Origin of the sequence: Sphaerisporangium krabiense (genome assembly GCF_014200435.1) — a bacterium.
Classification (GTDB): Bacteria; Actinomycetota; Actinomycetes; order Streptosporangiales; family Streptosporangiaceae; genus Sphaerisporangium; species Sphaerisporangium krabiense.
The window spans coordinates 2,896,827-2,913,318 of the sequence record NZ_JACHBR010000001.1 but is presented as its reverse complement, the minus strand read 5'-3'; the positions used below and the strand labels follow the sequence as shown (position 1 = coordinate 2,913,318).

The window sequence follows — 16,492 nt, the reverse complement described above, 5'->3', positions numbered from 1 at the left end:
TCCGTTTCCGCGTGATGGGCTCATTTGGCCAGGTAGGGGACGGCGGCCGGCTGCCGTGCCGGGACGGCGGGCCGGCGCAGGTTCAGCAGCCGGTAGATGAGGTGGTGCATGTTGTCGTCGAACCGGCCCGGCGCCGAGGTGATCCGCTCGGCGACGCGCCGGTACCGTCCCGGCCCGAGCTCGGCGGCGACCTTGAGCAACTGGTCGCGCAGCGGCGTGCGCCGGGAGATCCTGGGAGCCAGGGCGGCGAGCTCGGCGGCGGGCGAGGCGGGGTCCACGGCGGCGCGCGGGCAGTTCGCCAGCATCACCGGCGCGCCGGTGACCGTGCCGTAGAGGGTGGCCGACCCCTGGTCCCCGATGATCCAGTCGGCCGCGGCGAGGACCCCCCTCCAGTCGGCGCCCGGCGGGAGCAGGATCAACCCCCGACGCCGGCACTCGGCCAGCCAGCTGCGCACCTGCCAGACGCCGTGCCCGAACCAGATGTTGGGATGGAGCAGCGCCACGACGCGGAACTCCTGCGGCGGCAGCTCGGCGAGCAGGCGCGGCAGGAATCCCGAACGCCTGCCGAAGAGCGACTGCGCGCCCCAGGTCGAGCTGACCACCACGAGCCTCTGTCCGCCGCCCACCATGAGCGCGCGACGGTAGGCGTCACGATGGGGCAGGCTCGCGACCAGCGTGTCGTAGGAGGAGTCGCCGATGACCGCGGCGATGGGGAGCGCCTCGGGGCACGCGCGGGCGAGCCGCGCCTTCTCGGCCTCGTGCGCGAGGACCAGCGCCGCCGGGATCAGGACGCCGTCGTGCACCAGCCGCTGCGCGTCCAGCCCGTAGGCCGTGCGCCCCCGCGCGGGCGCGGCACGCTCGGGCGCCGGGACCAGCTTGTTGAAGCCCGCGCCGTGCGGCATGACCACCAGCGGCGCGTGGATCTCGTGCAGCCCGCCGAGGCTCGCCGCGATGGCCAGGTCGAACCGTTGCTGCGTCGCCTGGAGCCAGGGAAGCGTGACGGCCCCGACGCGGCGGACGAACTGCTCCACCCCGTTGCTGAAGACGTCCGGCGCCATGGTGAAGACCACCTGAATTCTCAGGTCGGACTCCAAGAGGCGGGCCGTGTCCAGCAGACGCTGTCCCGAGGTGACGGTATGGACGACCATCAGGACGAGTTTGCAGTTCCTCCGCGTCACCCAGCGTCGGGCGTCCGGCCCGATCGGCACCTTGTTCCATTCATGACCAGACATTTGTTCGAATTGCCCCCTTTAGTGCAGCCTATGGCTGTAAGCGATCCCTGCATCGCTCGTCTCCGAGCGTGGACGCCGCACCTTGCGGAAACCCTTGCGGCGCCCTTGCCGAGGCCTTGTGCGACGCCACGCAAACGACGTCCCACGCATCTCTGGGCCCACTTATGACTGGATTCGCCACGGCATAGATGAAAAAATGTCAGGCCAGAGCGTTAAGACAGGTCCCGCGGAAAAGGGGCTCGAATGGATTTCCGTATTCTCGGGCCAGTCGAGTTTTGGTCCCAAGGACGTCGGCTCGACCTGGGGCGGGCCAGAGAACGCCATATTTTGGCCATCCTGCTGATGTCACCGGGAACGCCCGTCACCGTGGAGTCGTTCCTCCGCAAGCTATGGGACGGCTCACCGCCGAACAAGGCGCGCGATCTGGTGCACCAGTCGATCTCACGGCTGAGGAAACCGCTCAAGGGCGTCGAGGAAGGCGTGCGGATCGAGCGCTCCTCAGGCGGCTACGTGCTCGAAACCGACCGCCGGAACATCGACTACCACCGATTCCGCTCGCTGCACACGCGGGCGCGGGCGGTCACCGACGCCGGCGAGGCCGTCCGCATGTACAAAGAGGCGGCAGGTCTGTGGCGGGGAGAACCGCTCGCCGGACTGTCCGGCGCATGGGTCACCAGCACCCGCAGGAAACTCGAAGAGGAACTGCTACGCGCCGCGGCGGATCGCATCGGACTCGAAATCGCGCAGGGGGTGACCGCCGATCTCCTGGCCGAGCTCGACGACCTCGTGAACCGCTTCCCCCTCGACGAGAAACTGATCGAGCTGCTGATGCTCGCCCTGTACAGCGGCGGCCGGAGAGTCGACGCCATCGGCGCCTTCCGCCGGGCGCGCGACCGTCTGGCCACCGAGGTCGGCACCGAACCCGGGCCCACGCTCCAGACCCTGTTCCAGCGCATCCTGCAGGGCGACCGGGCGCTGCTGCCGGCGGAGCCGCGGCCCACCGTCCGCAAGAGCCCCAACAACCTTCCCCGTGACACCCCCACGTTCACCGGCAGGGCCGCCGAACTCGGTCCGATGATGGTCGCGCAGGCCCGTGACGACGTCGTGACCGTCATCGCCATCGACGGCATGCCCGGGGTCGGCAAGACGGCGCTGGCCGTGCACCTGGCCCACCAGCTCGCCGGCGACCACCCCGACGGGCTGCTCTTCCTCGACCTGCACGCCCACGACGCCCGGCGCGAGCGGATGGACCCCGCGACCGCGCTCGACCGGCTGCTGCGCGACCTCGGCGTCTCCCCCATCCCCGAGGGGCTGGAGGAACGCACGACGGCCTGGCGCACCCAGCTCGCGCACCGCAGGATGCTCATCGTCCTGGACGACGCCGCCGGGCACGACCAGATCAGGCCGCTTCTGCCCGGAGTGCCCGGCTGCCTGGTGCTGATCACCAGCAGGAAGCGCCTCGCCGGGTTGGACGGCGTGCGGTCGCTGTCCCTGGACGCCCTGCCGCCCGAGGACGCGGTCACGCTGTTCACCCGCATCGTCGAGCCCCAGCGCGCGGGCCGCGCCGAGGACGTCGCCACGGTCGTGCGATTATGCGGCTACCTGCCCCTGGCCATCGCACTTGTGGGTAACCGGTACCGTCACCGGCCCGCGTGGACCGTCGCCGACCTGGTGGAGCTGCTCGAGAGAACCGACCGGCTGCTCGGGGAGATCTGGGCCGAGGACCGCAGGGTGTCGGCCGCCTTCGAGCTCTCCTTCCGCGACCTGGACGCCTACCAGCGGCAGGCTTTCCGCAGACTCGGCCTGCACCCGGGAGTGGACCTGACCCCGCCGTCCGCCGCGGCGCTGCTGGGGTCGAGCCGGGCCGAGGCGGAGAAGATCCTCGACGCCCTGCTCGATCACCATCTCATCATGGAGCCCCGGCGCGGGCGCTACACGTTCCACTCGCTCCTCCGCGAGTACGCCGTCGGCCTCTCCGACCGCGCGCCGGAGGCCGAGACGACCGCGACGATCCGGCGCGCCCTCGACCACTTCTTGTACACGGCCGACGCCGCCGACCGCATGCTCTATCCCTTCCGCGGGCGCGCTCCCCTCGGAATCCCGTCCAGCCTCGGCGCCCGGCCCTCGATCAGGTCGCCCGCCGAGGCCCACGCCTGGTTGGACGCCGAACTGGAGAACCTCCTGCTCGTCGCCCGCTACGCCGCCGACAACGGCTGGTGGCAACACGCCGCCACCTTGGCCCACGTCCTGAGCCGGCATCTCTACCTGTGGGCGCACTGGGCCGCGGCGACCCGGCTCCACACCCGCGCGGTGACCATGTGGCGTGAGATGGGAGACCGCCCGGCCATGGCGCGCGCCCTGGCGGATCTGACCGCGGTGCGCAGGCGCACGGGCCACTACGAGGAGGCGCTGCGCTCGGCGGCCGAGGCACTGGAGATCCAGCGCGCCGCCCGTGACGACCGGGTGGTCGCCGACCTCCTCGATGAGCATGGGCTCGTGCACGGATTCCGCTCCGAGCTCGATGTCGCCTTCGGCTACCACCAGCAGGCGCTGGAGCTGCGGCAGCGGGACGGCGACCGCCACGGTGAAGCCGGCACGCTCAACTACCTGGCGAAGATCGATTTCGAGCGCGGCGACTACGCGAAGGCGGCCGAGCGCCTGGACACGGCCCTGGCGCTGTACCACGAAGTCGGCGACCCGCGCGGCGAGCAGATGACCCTCAACAACACCGCCCACCTCGACGAGCGGCGCGGCGACTACACGGCCGCGCTGCGCCATTATGAGGAGGCGGAATCGGTCGATCCGATGGTGAGCCCGCCCAACAGGGCCACGCTGCTGAACAACGTCGCCGAGATCTACCAGCGTCTCGACCGGCACGCCGAGGCGCTCGAACAGTATCGCCGGGCGCTCACGGCCTACCACGATATCGGCGACCGGCAGTCGGAGGCACGCGTCCTCAACAACATCGGCACTTGTCTCGCACACATCGGCAAGGAGCGCGAGGCGCTCATCAATTACCAGAAGGCTCTGCACATCGCGGTCGAGATATCCGCGCGCGGGGACGAAGTGCAGGCTCTGCGCAATATCGGTGTAGTACATCATCGTGCAAAACGGTACGAAATCGCCCGTTCATATTACGAAAAGGCCTTGGAGCACGCTCAGGCCATCGGCGATATCTATCAGGAGGCACGAACGCTCGACGACCTGGGCGTGACCCTGGCACGCGTCGGCGAGCACGCCAAGGCGGAGGCGTCTTTCCGTCAGGCGCTCGATTATTACGAGCAGTTGAACGTTCCCGAGGCCGACACGCTCCGGAGACGGCTCGACCCGCGAAGTGACGTTGCCGAATCGTGACGGATTTCGCGATCGAAACGACAACCGAATCGATCCGGTAAGCGCCTCTACCACTCCCGGCATACGCTATGATCAACTTGGCGATGTCGGCTTTTAGCCTGTCATAGCCCAACAAATCATCACTCTCGGCAGTTTGTAGAACTGTGCCACAGAGCGAGTCGATGGCCAATGAAGTCCATCTATGACGGCTTGCACAAGCAGGTCGTTGATAAGGAAGCTGATGAACCAGCGCAAGATTCTGCTCAAAATAGCGGCGTTCGTGGCAGGTACGGCCATGATCTGGATGGTCTACTTGACACAGAAGGCGCCTGAGCGTCCTGTGACGTCAGGCACGGTCCCGGCCGTTCAGGTGGCACAGCCGAACGCTTGAGAGGTCCGACGGAGCAGGGGAGGCCCAGAAGGGCCTCCCCTGCTCCTTTTCGGGCGGACGCCCACGGGCCATCAGAGCGGTGATCGAGCCCACCATCCCGTCGCGGCGCCGGTCGGGCGCGGCGGAGTTCTGAGCAGGCCGTCCACATGCCAAAGCTTTACTCGCGTGTCGCTGATCCTCCCAGGACGCCGCGATCCCCCACGGAGGCGGGGAAGGACGCCTGGTCGCGGACGTCGCCGGTCCGGGGCGTGTCCCGAATCGTCAACCTCGCACGTCCGGGAAGGGAAAGACCTGTGAGGGTCGGAGGATGTTCACTCTGACGCACGGTTCGCCATGTGGGCGTGAAAGGAGTTCGTAACGTGCCGGAAAACCCGAACTCGGAGTTCTGGAAGAACCTCAAGCCGATCGAAAACTCCCAGAAGCCTGACGCGCTTCCGGAAGTCTATCTGTCCAAGGTCGCCACGGACGACGACCGCTACTACGTGCCGTTCACCGAGACGGTCGGGTCGCGTCCGTTGTGGATCAATGTGAAGGACAACAGCTGGGCCGACATCCTCCGTGCCAAGGAGGCCGGGCTGGTCAACCGCCACTACCACCCGCACGAGGTCTTCGCGTACACGATCTCGGGCAAGTGGGGGTACCTGGAGCGGGACTGGACGGCCACGGCCGGCGACTTCATCTACGAGGCCCCGGGCGAGGGGCACACCCTCGTGGCCTATGACAGCGGCGAGCCGATGAAGACGTTCTTCATCGTCAAGGGCCCGCTGATCTGGCTGGACGAGAACGGGGAGACCGAAGGCGTCTTCGACGTGCACGACTACATCGCGATGTGCCGCGCGCACTACGAGAAGGTCGGCATCGGCGCGGACTACGTCAACTCCCTCTTCCGTTAGCCGACGGCCTTCCCCCCGGAGCACGTGATGACCGACATCTCGACGCCCACGCCGGCGGCCCTGGAGAACGAGTCGCGGCGGTACGAGAACCGTCTCCTCGTCATCCTGTTCGTGGCCTTCGGCTTCGTCTTCTTCGACCGGCAGGCGCTCGCCTTCCTCGCGCCGTACATGGACAAGGACTTCGGCCTGTCCAACGCCCAGCTCGGCACCCTGTCCGGGGTGCTGGCGCTGACGTGGGCGCTGGCCGGCATGGTGGCCGGGCGCCTGTCCGACAAGATCGGCCGCCGCAAGCCGATCCTCATCGTCGCTGTACTGATGTTCTCGGTGTTCTCGTCGGTCTCCGGCCTGATGGGGGGTTTCGTCGGCCTGCTCGCCGCGCGGGCCCTCATGGGCGTGGCCGAGGGGGCGGTGCTGCCGATGGCGCAGTCGCTCATGGTGGAGACCTCGCGCGAGCACCGCCGCGGCCTGAACATGGGCCTGGTGCAGGGCTCGTCCGCCGGCCTGCTCGGCGGCATCCTCGCGCCCATCGTGGTGGTGTGGGTGGCCGAGGCGACCAGCTGGAGGACCGCCTTCTTCGTCACGATCATCCCCGGCCTCGTCATCGCCGCGGTGATCGCGAAGTACGTCCGCGAGAAGCCGCCGCTGGTCAGGACCGCGGCGACCGACGCGGTGGCCGACGCGGCGCCGGCCCAGCCCAAGCCCGCCATGAAGGACGTGCTGAAGCAGCGGAACGTCCTGATCTGCATGCTGATCGCCTGCTTCTACCTGACGTGGTTCATCACGCTGATCACGTTCACGCCCAAGTTCCTCACCGACGAGAAGGGCTTCGCGCCCGGCACGATGAGCGGCGTCATGACGTGCCTCGGCGTCGCGTGGGTGCTCTGGGGCTTCGCCACGCCGGGCATCTCCGACCGGATCGGCCGCAAGAAGGCGCTGATCGGCTTCACCTCCCTGGCGGTGCTCTGCCCGATCTTCCTCGTCTACGTGGACAACCCGGTCCTGCTCGGCGCGCTCATGATCGTCAGCTACACCGGGCTCGGCTGCTTCACCCTGTTCATGGCCACGATCCCGGCCGAGACCGTGCCGCCGGGCGCCCTCGCCACCGCACTCGGCGTGATCATGGGCGTGGGCGAGCTCGCCGGAGGCTTCATCGGCCCGATGGTGTCCGGATGGGCGTCCGACCAGTGGGGCCTGCAGACCGCGATGTTCATCGCCTCCGGCGGAGCGCTGATCGTGGTGGCGCTCTCGTTCGCCCTGAAGGAGACGGCCCCCGCCGTCCTCCGCAGGCGGCTCGCGACGCGGGAGGCCGTGTGAAGGCCGCCGTCTGGTACGGAGCACGGGACGTCCGCGTCGAGGACGTGGACGTCCCCGCGCCGGGGCCCGGGGAGGCGACCATCGCCGTCGCCTACTGCGGGATCTGCGGCAGCGACCTGCACGAGTACGCCGACGGGCCGCACGCGATCCCGGTGAGCGAACCGCACCCGGAATCCGGCGCGACGGCGCCCCTGGTCCTCGGCCACGAGTTCTGCGGCACGGTCACCGCGCTGGGACCGGGGGTGACCGGCCTCGCGGTCGGGGACCGGGTCGCCGTCGAGCCGCACTACCGGTGCGGCACCTGCCCGAGGTGCCTGAGCGGCGAGTACAACATCTGCCGCCACTTCGGCTTCGCGGGCCTGATGGGCGACGGAGGGCTCGCGGAACGGACCACCGTCCCCGCGTACATGCTGCACCGGCTGCCCGACTCGGTCTCCCTGGAGCAGGCGGCCGTGTTCGAGCCGGCGGCCGTCGCGCTGCACGCCGTGCGGCGGGCCGGGGTCACGGGCGACGAGACCGTCGCGGTCGTCGGCCTCGGGCCGATCGGCCTGCTGGTCGTGATGCTGGCGGCGCGGCGCGGCGCCCGGCGCGTGATCGCGGCGGACCTCTCCCCCGAGCGGCTCGCCCTGGCCGGACGGCTCGGCGCCACCGATCTCGTGGACGCCCGCGACGCCGCCGCGGCGCCCGGCCTGATCCGCGAGGCGGCGGGCGGCGAGGGGGTGGACGTCGCGTTCGAGGTGGTGGGCGCGGAGCACACCCTGCGCACCTGCCTGGACGCGACCAGGAACGGCGGCCGCGTGATGTTCCTCGGCCTGACCCACACCGTGAGCATCGACGCGTTCGCCCTGGTGAACCGCGAGCAGTCGATCCTCACGAGCGTGGGGTACCGGCACGCGTACCCGGAACTGATCCGGCTCGCGCAGGAGGGCGTGGACTTCACCGCGATCGTGTCCTCGATCATCGCGCTGGACGACGTGGTGGACAAGGGGTTCGAGGCGCTGCTGCGCGGCGAAGGGCAGATCAAGGTGCTCGTGCGGCCAGGAGAGGCGTCATGACCTTCCAGGACGGCCTGTTCGCCGGCCGTGCCGCGTTCGTCACCGGGGGGACCTCCGGCATCGGCGCCGCGACCGCCACGCTGTTCGCCGAGCTGGGCGCGGACGTGGTGGCGCTCGGCCTCGCCCCCCGGGTCGCGGCCGAGCTGCCGGACCATCCCCGCGTGCGCGTCGTCGAGCACGACGTCCTGGACCGGGACGGCCTGGCCCGGCTGGTCGGCGCGGAATCCCGGCTCGACGTGCTGGTGAACTGCGCGGGCGTCAGCCACGACCGCGACGAGTACGACCTCGGCCGCTGGCAGCGGGTGATCGACGTCAACCTGACCGCCACCATGGTCGCGTGCGAGGCGGCGCGGCCCGCGCTGGCCGCGGGCGGCGGCGAGATCGTCAACGTCTCGTCCATGTTCGCCTTCTTCGGCAGCAAGGACCGCCCGGCCTACAGCGCGAGCAAGGGAGGGATCTCCCAGCTCACCCGGTCGCTGGCCGCCGAGTACGCGCCCGAGGGCGTCCGCGTGAACGCGGTCGCGCCCGGGTTCGTCGAGACCCAGCTCGCCCGGGGCCTGCTCGACGACGCCGAGGCCGCCGCCGAGGTGCTGGCCCGCATCCCGCTCGGCCGCTACGGCGCCCCCCGCGACGTGGCCACGACGATCGCCTTCCTGTGCTCGCCTGCGGCGTCGTACGTCACCGGAGCGATACTCACCGTGGACGGGGGTTACCTAGCCGTCTGATTCTCGACATACTCTCGACAAGGATCGCGCTGTGAGGAGGTCCTTGATGCCCGCCGACGCCATCTCCGTGATCTCCCGGGCCACGACAGAGGACATCGCGCCCGCCGAGCGCGTCCACTTCTGGGAGGAGTACAACCGGAAGGCGCTGGTGGGCCTGTCCTGCCGGTCCTACTCCGACAAGGGGCTGCTGGCCACGCAGACGAACCTGCGCGTCGGCGGTGTGCGGCTCGCGCACATCACGGGGAACGCGCACGTCGTCGAGCGCACGCCGCACCTCGCGCGGTCCGTCCCCAACGACTCGGTGTTCGCCAGCCTGCTGGTCAAGGGCGACGCCGTCTTCTACCACCAGGACGGCTGCCTGGCGGCGGGCACCGGCGACCTGGTGGTGTACGACACGCGCAACCCGTACCTGTTCGGGTTCTCCTCCTCGATGAAGCAGATCCTGGTGGACATCCCCGGCGAGCTGTTCGCCGAGACGTGCGTGCCCGGCGGCGTCCCCGTGCCCATGCTGTTCGGCCGGGCGTCGGCCCGCGAGGGCGCGCTCGTGTCGGCGCTCGCCTCGCTCCTCGGCGGCCTGGTCGGACAGCGGCAGGGCGGCGAGGACCCCGGCGACCTCCAGCACGCCGTGCTCGGGCTGATGCGGCTGCTCACGCTGCAGCGGTACGGCGGCCCCATGTCGTCGCTCACCCAGCGCATCATCGCCGAGGAGCACATCGAGCGGCACCTGCACGACCCCAAGCTGGACGCCGCCGCGGTCGCCGCCGTCCTCGGGATCTCGGTGCGGCAGCTCTCCCGCATCTTCGAGGCCGCCGGCACGAGTCCCGCCCGGTACATCCTGGAGCGGCGGCTGCGCCGGGTACACGCCGAGCTCAGCCGTCCCGGCATCCGCGACACCACGATCGCCGACGTCGCCTACCGCTGGGGATTCTCCAGCCAGGCCCATTTCGCCCGCGTCTTCCGCGCCCGCTTCGGCCACACCCCGAGCGAGGTCCGCTCGGCCGCCGCCGAACCGGCTTCCCCGTAGCGGCGTGCCCCGCGGGCGTGCGGCACGATAATGCGCACGTGGGCGGATACTCCAGGCGCCGGTTCCTGCGGCTCGGCGGCACCGTGCTGCTCCCGCTCGGCGGCGCCGGAGCAGGGGCGCCGGTACCGATGGCGCCGGGCGTCCCCGGCCAGGCCGTCCCCTCCGCCACGTTCGACCGGCTGCGCCGCCGCTGGCGTGAGGTCTCCGCGGGGTCCGGCTTCGACGCCGCGGCCGAGCCGTACCGCGCCCGGCTGGCACGGCTCGGAGCCCGGGCCGCCGGGCACGCCGCGGCCATGACGATGGGGGACGCGTCGCTGTGGCCGGACCTGCCGTTCCCCTCCTTCGTCGCGACCCCGGCCCGGCTGCGGGCGATGGCCCGCGCCTGCGTGCTGCCGGGCACCGGGGTCACGGGCGACCCCGCGCTGGCCGAGGCCGTCGCGGCCGGCGTCGACCACTACCGGCGGCGGGTGTACGCGGCGGGCGCCGAGCCGTACGGGAACTGGTGGCACTGGCGGATCGGCGTGCCGAAGGCCCTGCTGGACGCGTCCCTGCTGATCGGGCTCACCGGCCCGCGCGCCGCGGCGCTCGGGGCGGCGGTGGACCATTTCGTCCCCGGCGACGTGCTGTCCGGCTACAGCGGGACGAGCACCGGGGCCAACCGCGTGGATCTGTGCCTGGTCACGCTGCTGCGCGCGATGCTCGGCTCCGACCCGGGCGGGGCCGCGCGGGCCGTGTCCGCCCTCGCGCCGGTCTTCGCCTACGTCACCGAAGGGGATGGTTTCTACCGGGACGGCTCGTTCATCCAGCACTCGACCATCCCCTACCAGGGCGCCTACGGGGCGTCGCTGCTGTCCGGGGTCGCGACCCTGCTCGCGGTGCTGCGGGGCTCGCCGTGGGAACCGGCCGCCCCGCGGGTCGTCCTCGACGGCGTGGAGAGATCGTTCGCGCCGTTCGTCCACGACGGCTTCTGCATGGACCTGGTCCGGGGCCGGGGCCTGGCCAGGGCGCCGTACGGCGACCACCGGCGCGGGCGCGAGATCGCCGCGGCGATCCTGCTGCTCGGCGAGACGGCCTCCCCTGCCGAGCGGGACCGCTGGCGGGCCATGGTGAAAGGGTGGGCACGGCGCGACACCGCCGCTCCCATGCTGGCCGCCGCGGAGAGGGACGACGAGCTGGCGTTCCACGCCCGCCTGGCCGAGATCCTGGCCGACGACGCCGTCCCCGCGGCGGGCGAGCCCACCGGGCACCGTCTGATGCCGATGAGCGCCCGCGCCGTCCACCGGCGCCCCGGCTGGTGCGCGGCGCTCAGCATGGCGTCGTCCACGATCGGCCACTACGAGCACGGCAACGGCGAGAACCCGCGCGGCTGGCACACCGGCTCGGGGATGCTCTACTGGTGGGGGCCGGGGCACGGCGCCCAGTACTCCGACTCGTTCTGGACCACGGTCGATCCCTACCGCCTGCCCGGCACCACGGTCTCGACGCGGCGGCTGCCCGACGGCGCCGGCGGGGCCTGGGGCGACACGCTGCCGCCCGCCCGGTGGGTCGGCGGCGCGACCGACGGCACGTACGCGACGGTCGGCCAGCACCTGTACGGCCTGGAGAGCACGCTGGAGGCGTTCAAGTCCTGGTTCTTGCTGGACGACGCGGTGCTCTGCCTCGGCGCGGGCATCACCGCCCGCGACGGCGTCCCGGTCGAGACCATCGTGGACAACCGCAGGACCGACGCCCCGCTCACCGTGGACGACCGGGAGGGCTGGGCCTGGCTGGAGGGCCACGGCGGCTACGTCCTGCGGGCCTGCCCCGCCCTCCGCACCCTCCGCGAGGAACGCACGGACGCCGCGCCCGCGCGCGGCTCGGCGTTCCCCCGGCGGGTCACGCGCGGCTACGCCACCCTCTGGCTCGACCACGGGGTCGACCCGGTCGCCGCCGGGTACGCCTACCTCCTGATGCCGGGCGCGGACCGAGCCGCCACGCGTGCCCGCGCCGCCGACCCCGGCTGGGCCCGCGTGCTGGCCAACACCGGCCACCACCAGGGCGTCCACATCCCCTCGCTCGGGATCACCGCCGTGAACTTCTGGCAGCCGGGGACCGTGGGCCCGCTCACCGCCTCCGGCCCCTGCGCCGTGCTGGCCCGGGACCACGGCGACGGCACCGCCGCCCTCACCGTCGCCGACCCCCGCCGCGACCTGCCCACCCTCACCGTGACCTGGAACCGCCCGGCGACCGCCGTCCTCACTACCTCCGTGCTGACCTCCGCCACTCTCGGCCCGCCCCTGACCCTCACCTTCACCGGCCTGGACACCCGCCAGGGCGCCTCCCACACGACCACCGTCCGCCTCGCCCCCGCGAAGCCCCCGCCGGCCGTCCTACCCTGACGGCATGTCCATCGAAGGAACCGCGGCGTACGCCGATCTGACAGCGGTGCCGGCCCTGGTGCGGCGGGCGGTGGAGGCGGCCAGGGAGGCGGGGTTCGGGGCCTCCTGCCGGCCCGAGCACGGACGGTTGCTGCACGCGCTGGCGGCGGGCGCGGAGGTCGTCGGAGAGACCGGGACCGGGTGTGGTGTGGGGCTGGCCTGGCTGGTCTCGGGCGCCCGCCCGGGGACGCGGCTGGTGAGCGTCGAGCGGGACGCGCACCGGGCGGCGCTGGCCGCGCGGGTGTTCCGCGACCATCCCCAGGTGTCGGTGATCCACGGCGACTGGCGCGAGATCTACGGGCACGGGCCGTACGACCTGCTCGTCCTGGACGGCGGCGGCCAGGGCAAGAACGGTGAGCGGCCCGCCGATCCGCACCGGCTGCTCACCCCGGGGGGAACGCTGGTCGTCGACGACCTGACCCCCGCCCGGCACTGGCCGCCCCGCCATGACGGCGCGGTCGACGAGGCCCGGACGCACTGGCTCCGCCATCCCGGCCTCGACGCGGCGGAGCTCCGCCTGGCGCCCGACCTGGCCGCCCTGGTGGCGACCCGCCGCTTCGGCGACGGCGCGTCCGGGTGAGGAACGCCGCCCGCGGGCGGTGTACGAAGGCGCAACCGTACCGGCACCCCGTCCCGAAAGACCCCTGAGACAGGGTCAGGAGGAACGCGGCGAGGCGCGCAGGGCGTCGAGTTCGTCGTTCATGGTGTCGAGGAAGGCGGCGACGGTGCGCAGTTGGTCGGGGGTGAAGCGTCGCAGGGCGTTGTCGGTGCTCCGGCCGAGCGGGCCGAAGAAGGCGGCGGCGAACTCCTTCGCCGTGTCGAGGTAGTGCAGGTGGACGACGCGGCGGTCGTGCACGTCGCGGACGCGGCGGATGTGGCCGGCGCGCTCCAACCGGTCGAGGCAGGCGGTGACGGCGCCGGAGGTGAGGTTCAGCTCCTCGCGCAGCCGGCTCGGGGTGATCGGCGACGGCGCGTCGAAGATCTTGATGAGGGCCTGGACGTCGGTGGTGTGCAGGCCGTGCTGGTGGGCGAAGTCGTGCGCGATGCGGTTGAGCTCGCCGGTCATGCGGCGCAGGCGCATGGCGAAGGACCGCAGGTCGATGCCCTCCCCGCTGTCGCCGTCCATGCGGCCATGCTACATTAACTCAATCATTGAGTATTTTAATCGTTGAGTTACATGATGTGACCGAAAGGCGTTTCCCATGGCACGGCGACCCGTCCGCCTGCTCGTCCCGGCTCTGCTCGTACTGGTCTGGCTGGCCGTCGGCGGTGGGCTCGGGCCCTTCGCCGGCAAGCTCACCGAGGTGTCCACCAACGACCAGGCCGCCTTCCTGCCCCAGAGCGCGGAGTCGACACGCGTCCTGGACGTGCAGGAGCGGTTCCGCGAGGGTGAGACACAACCGCTCATCGTGGTGTGGACCGCGGACGGCGCGGCCGTCACCCCTGGCCAGACCGCCGCGGCGACCCGCGCCCTGGCCGCGCTGCGCGGCACGACCGGCGTCGCCGGCACCCCCTCGCCCGCCATCGCCTCGCAGGACGGCCGGGCGCTGCAGGGCATCGTCCAGCTCGGCCCCGACGTCGAAGGCTCCCTCGGGGAGGCCCTGGAGCGCATCGGCGCCGCGGTCAAGGTCGACGGCCTGCGGGCCCAGCTCGCGGGACCGGCGGCCACGCGGGTGGACCTGTCCGACGCCTTCGCCGGGATCGACGGCCTGCTGCTCGGCGTGGCCCTGCTCGCCGTCCTGATCATCCTGCTGGCGGTGTACCGCAGCGTGCTGCTGCCGCTGGTCATCATCTTGGGGGCCGTCTTCGCGCTGGGCCTGGCCTGCGCGGTCGTGTACTTCCTCGCCGACCACGGCGTCGTCCGGGTGGACGGCCAGGTGCAGGGCATCCTGTTCATCCTGGTCATCGGCGCGGCCACCGACTACGCGCTGCTGCTGACCGCGCGCTTCCGCGAGGAGCTGGCCACCGGCGGCGACCGCTTCGCGGCGGGCCGCGTCGCGCTGCGGCGCTCGTTCGAGCCGATCGTCGCCAGCGCCGCCACCGTGGCCCTCGCCCTGCTCGCGCTGCTGCTCAGCAGCCTGACCAACAACCGCGCGCTCGGCCCGGTGGGCGCCATCGGCATCGTGTGCGCCGCGCTCAGCGCGCTCACCTTCCTTCCCGCGGTGCTCGTCCTGCTGGGACGGGCGGCGCTCTGGCCGGCGAAGCCGCGCCCGGCCGACGCGGAGGGACACGGGATCTGGCGCCGTGTGGCCGGCCTGGTCGACCGCCACCCGCGGCGGCTGTGGATCGCGACGATCCTCCCCTTGGTGGGCCTGGCCCTGTTCGCGCCGCAGCTCAACGCCCGGGGCGTCCCGCTGGACGAGACCTTCGTCAACGACGCGCCGTCGGTGGCGGCCCAGGCGACGCTGGGCGAGCACTTCCCCGGCGGCTCGGGCCAGCCCGCGGTCATCGTCGCCCCCGCCGCCCGCGCTGCGGCCGTCACCGAGACGGCCCGGCGCGTCCAGGGCGTGTCCGGCGCCGCGCCGGCGAGCCGGAGCGGACGTCCCGGCGACACCCCCAAGGTCGTCGACGGGCTGGTCCTGGTGGAGGCGACCCTGACCGACGCGCCCGACGGCGACGCCGCCCAGGACACGGTCAAGCGGCTGCGGGCGGCGCTCGCCGCCGAGAAGGGCGTCCTGGTGGGCGGCTACAGCGCCCAGCGCTACGACACGACGGAGACCGCGAAGAAGGACACCTACCGCATCGTCCCCGTGGTCCTCGGGATCATCCTGCTGATCCTCGTCGTCCTGCTGCGCTCGCTGACCGCGCCCGTGCTGCTGGTGGTGACCGTGGCGCTGAACTTCCTGGCCACCCTCGGCGTCTCCACGCTGGTCTTCACGCACGTGTTCGGCTTCACCGGCAGCGACGCGTCCGTGCCGCTGTACGGCTTCGTGTTCCTCGTCGCGCTCGGCGTGGACTACAACATCTTCCTCATGTCCCGGGTGCGCGAGGAGACCGCGCGCCACGGGGCGCGGGAGGGCATCCTGCGCGGGCTGGTCACCACCGGCGGCGTGATCACCTCGGCGGGCGTCGTGCTCGCCGCGACCTTCGCCGCGCTGGTGGTGATCCCCTTGGCCTTCCTCGTGCAGACCGCCTTCATCGTCGCCTTCGGCGTGCTCCTCGACACCCTGGTCGTCCGGTCCCTGCTGGTCCCGGCCCTGGTGCGGAACCTGGGCCCCCGCGCGTGGTGGCCCGGCCGCCTCGGCCGCGCCGGCGCCGGCGGCACGGACCATGCCGAGCGCCGGTTCTCACCAAGTCCCTCCTAAGTCGTCGCGAAGCGCCGCCGGGCACTCTTCTGGAGCAGGCGGCCCCCGAGGCGTGACGCGAATCGGGGGCCGCTCCCGGTCATCGACCCCGCGACGACTCGCCTTCCACGGAGGAACACAGCCATGTCCAGAACAGCCGCCCTGACCGCGACCACGACCGCCCTCGCCGTCGCCGGCCTGGTCTTCGCCGCGCCGTCGGCGTCCGCCGCCGACACGCAGGTGAGGCACGCCTTCCCGGTCGCCCCCGGCGCGACCGTGACCGTCACCCAGACGTGTCCCGCCGGCGCTCCCTACCTGGTGCGCGGCGGGTTCCGCGCGGAGCACGGCGCGGGCGTGACGGTGACGAAGAAGATCGAGCGGGCCGCCGGCGGCGACGGCTGGGTCATCACGGCGACGAACGCGAACGCCGAGGAGGCGACGGTGACGGCGGCCTACGGCTGCTCGACGACCCCGACCACCTACCAGAGGTGGAACAACACCACGGTGCGGTCGAACGACCCGAAGCCGCTCACCACCCAGATGAACTGCCTCTCGGCCTACCCCTACTTCGACACGGGCATGGCGCACCAGAGCGGCACGTACACGTACTACGCCTCGCCCGAGTTCGCCGGGGGCGCGGGCGTCGCCGTCGTGGAGCCCGCCGGGAACCCGCAGCAGGTGTACGTGACGTTCTCCAGCAGCTACCCGTCCACCACCCGCCCGGCGGTGGCCGAGCTCATCCGCATGGACTGGACCTGCTCACGGTGACCCGGCTCAGGCCGTAGGCCACGTCCTGGACGGCTCGGCGGCGGCGCTCGAGGACT

Annotated in this window: 13 protein-coding genes; 11 read left to right on the top strand and 2 right to left on the bottom strand. The window is 71.7% G+C overall.

Features of this window, described 5'->3' with window-relative positions:
- Positions 1-20: 20 nt before the first annotated feature.
- On the bottom strand, positions 21-1,148 hold the full coding sequence (locus BJ981_RS13050) for a hypothetical protein (protein WP_239139731.1): 1,128 nt from the start codon (positions 1,146-1,148) through the stop codon (positions 21-23).
- Positions 1,149-1,475: 327 nt separating this feature from the next.
- Here BJ981_RS13050 and BJ981_RS13045 point away from each other — a divergent pair, with 327 nt between their 5' ends.
- From BJ981_RS13045 to BJ981_RS13005, 9 genes are all read left to right on the top strand, one after another.
- Positions 1,476-4,586 carry an AfsR/SARP family transcriptional regulator gene (locus BJ981_RS13045; protein WP_260324634.1) on the top strand — a complete coding sequence of 1,037 codons (3,111 nt, stop codon included), beginning with the start codon at positions 1,476-1,478 and terminating at the stop codon, positions 4,584-4,586.
- Positions 4,587-4,806: 220 nt separating this feature from the next.
- Positions 4,807-4,956, top strand: coding sequence for a hypothetical protein (locus tag BJ981_RS13040; protein WP_184611183.1), 150 nt, complete (start codon positions 4,807-4,809; stop codon positions 4,954-4,956).
- A gap of 359 nt (positions 4,957-5,315) precedes the next feature.
- On the top strand, positions 5,316-5,849 hold the full coding sequence (locus BJ981_RS13035; protein ID WP_184611181.1) for a 2,4'-dihydroxyacetophenone dioxygenase family protein: 534 nt from the start codon (positions 5,316-5,318) through the stop codon (positions 5,847-5,849).
- 27 nt (positions 5,850-5,876) lie between these two features.
- A complete protein-coding gene (locus tag BJ981_RS13030; protein WP_184611179.1) occupies positions 5,877-7,163 on the top strand; it encodes an MFS transporter in 1,287 nt (428 codons plus the stop codon).
- Positions 7,160-8,218 (top strand): 2,3-butanediol dehydrogenase, encoded by a 1,059-nt coding sequence (locus BJ981_RS39140; RefSeq protein WP_184611177.1) that lies wholly within the window; start codon positions 7,160-7,162, stop codon positions 8,216-8,218. The genes BJ981_RS13030 and BJ981_RS39140 overlap by 4 nt, the downstream gene beginning before the upstream one ends.
- Positions 8,215-8,943: an SDR family NAD(P)-dependent oxidoreductase gene (locus tag BJ981_RS13020; RefSeq protein WP_184611175.1), complete on the top strand. Its 729-nt coding sequence runs from the start codon at positions 8,215-8,217 to the stop codon at positions 8,941-8,943. Before BJ981_RS39140 ends, BJ981_RS13020 begins: the two co-directional genes overlap by 4 nt.
- Positions 8,944-8,989: 46 nt before the next feature.
- Positions 8,990-9,967: a helix-turn-helix domain-containing protein gene (locus tag BJ981_RS13015; RefSeq protein ID WP_184611173.1), complete on the top strand. Its 978-nt coding sequence runs from the start codon at positions 8,990-8,992 to the stop codon at positions 9,965-9,967.
- Positions 9,968-10,005: 38 nt separating this feature from the next.
- Positions 10,006-12,345 carry a polysaccharide lyase 8 family protein gene (locus BJ981_RS13010; RefSeq protein ID WP_184611171.1) on the top strand — a complete coding sequence of 780 codons (2,340 nt, stop codon included), beginning with the start codon at positions 10,006-10,008 and terminating at the stop codon, positions 12,343-12,345.
- Between the two features lie 4 nt (positions 12,346-12,349).
- A complete protein-coding gene (locus BJ981_RS13005; protein ID WP_184611169.1) occupies positions 12,350-12,964 on the top strand; it encodes an O-methyltransferase in 615 nt (204 codons plus the stop codon).
- Positions 12,965-13,039: 75 nt separating this feature from the next.
- On the opposite strand, the gene BJ981_RS13000 is transcribed toward BJ981_RS13005, so the two are convergent.
- Positions 13,040-13,510: a MarR family winged helix-turn-helix transcriptional regulator gene (locus BJ981_RS13000; RefSeq protein ID WP_184611167.1), complete on the bottom strand. Its 471-nt coding sequence runs from the start codon at positions 13,508-13,510 to the stop codon at positions 13,040-13,042.
- Between the two features lie 76 nt (positions 13,511-13,586).
- Between BJ981_RS13000 and BJ981_RS12995 the strand changes: the two genes are divergently transcribed.
- The gene (locus BJ981_RS12995) at positions 13,587-15,689 is read left to right on the top strand and encodes an MMPL family transporter (protein ID WP_184611165.1); all 2,103 of its coding nucleotides are present in this window, start codon (positions 13,587-13,589) and stop codon (positions 15,687-15,689) included.
- 123 nt (positions 15,690-15,812) lie between these two features.
- Positions 15,813-16,436, top strand: a complete 624-nt coding sequence (locus BJ981_RS12990; RefSeq protein WP_184611163.1) for a hypothetical protein — start codon at positions 15,813-15,815, stop codon at positions 16,434-16,436.
- Positions 16,437-16,492: the final 56 nt, after the last annotated feature.

Bases quoted from the DNA above. Each gene is read 5' to 3' on its own strand.
- BJ981_RS13005 (WP_184611169.1), top strand. From the start codon at position 12,350: ATGTCCATCGAAGGAACCGCGGCGTACGCCGATCTGACAGCGGTGCCG.
- BJ981_RS13050 (WP_239139731.1), bottom strand. From the start codon at position 1,148: ATGGTCGTCCATACCGTCACCTCGGGACAGCGTCTGCTGGACACGGCC.
- BJ981_RS12990 (WP_184611163.1), top strand. From the start codon at position 15,813: ATGTCCAGAACAGCCGCCCTGACCGCGACCACGACCGCCCTCGCCGTC.
- BJ981_RS13000 (WP_184611167.1), bottom strand. From the start codon at position 13,510: ATGGACGGCGACAGCGGGGAGGGCATCGACCTGCGGTCCTTCGCCATG.
- BJ981_RS13020 (WP_184611175.1), top strand. From the start codon at position 8,215: ATGACCTTCCAGGACGGCCTGTTCGCCGGCCGTGCCGCGTTCGTCACC.
- BJ981_RS13045 (WP_260324634.1), top strand. From the start codon at position 1,476: ATGGATTTCCGTATTCTCGGGCCAGTCGAGTTTTGGTCCCAAGGACGT.
- BJ981_RS13015 (WP_184611173.1), top strand. From the start codon at position 8,990: ATGCCCGCCGACGCCATCTCCGTGATCTCCCGGGCCACGACAGAGGAC.
- BJ981_RS13030 (WP_184611179.1), top strand. From the start codon at position 5,877: ATGACCGACATCTCGACGCCCACGCCGGCGGCCCTGGAGAACGAGTCG.
- BJ981_RS13040 (WP_184611183.1), top strand. From the start codon at position 4,807: ATGAACCAGCGCAAGATTCTGCTCAAAATAGCGGCGTTCGTGGCAGGT.
- BJ981_RS12995 (WP_184611165.1), top strand. From the start codon at position 13,587: ATGGCACGGCGACCCGTCCGCCTGCTCGTCCCGGCTCTGCTCGTACTG.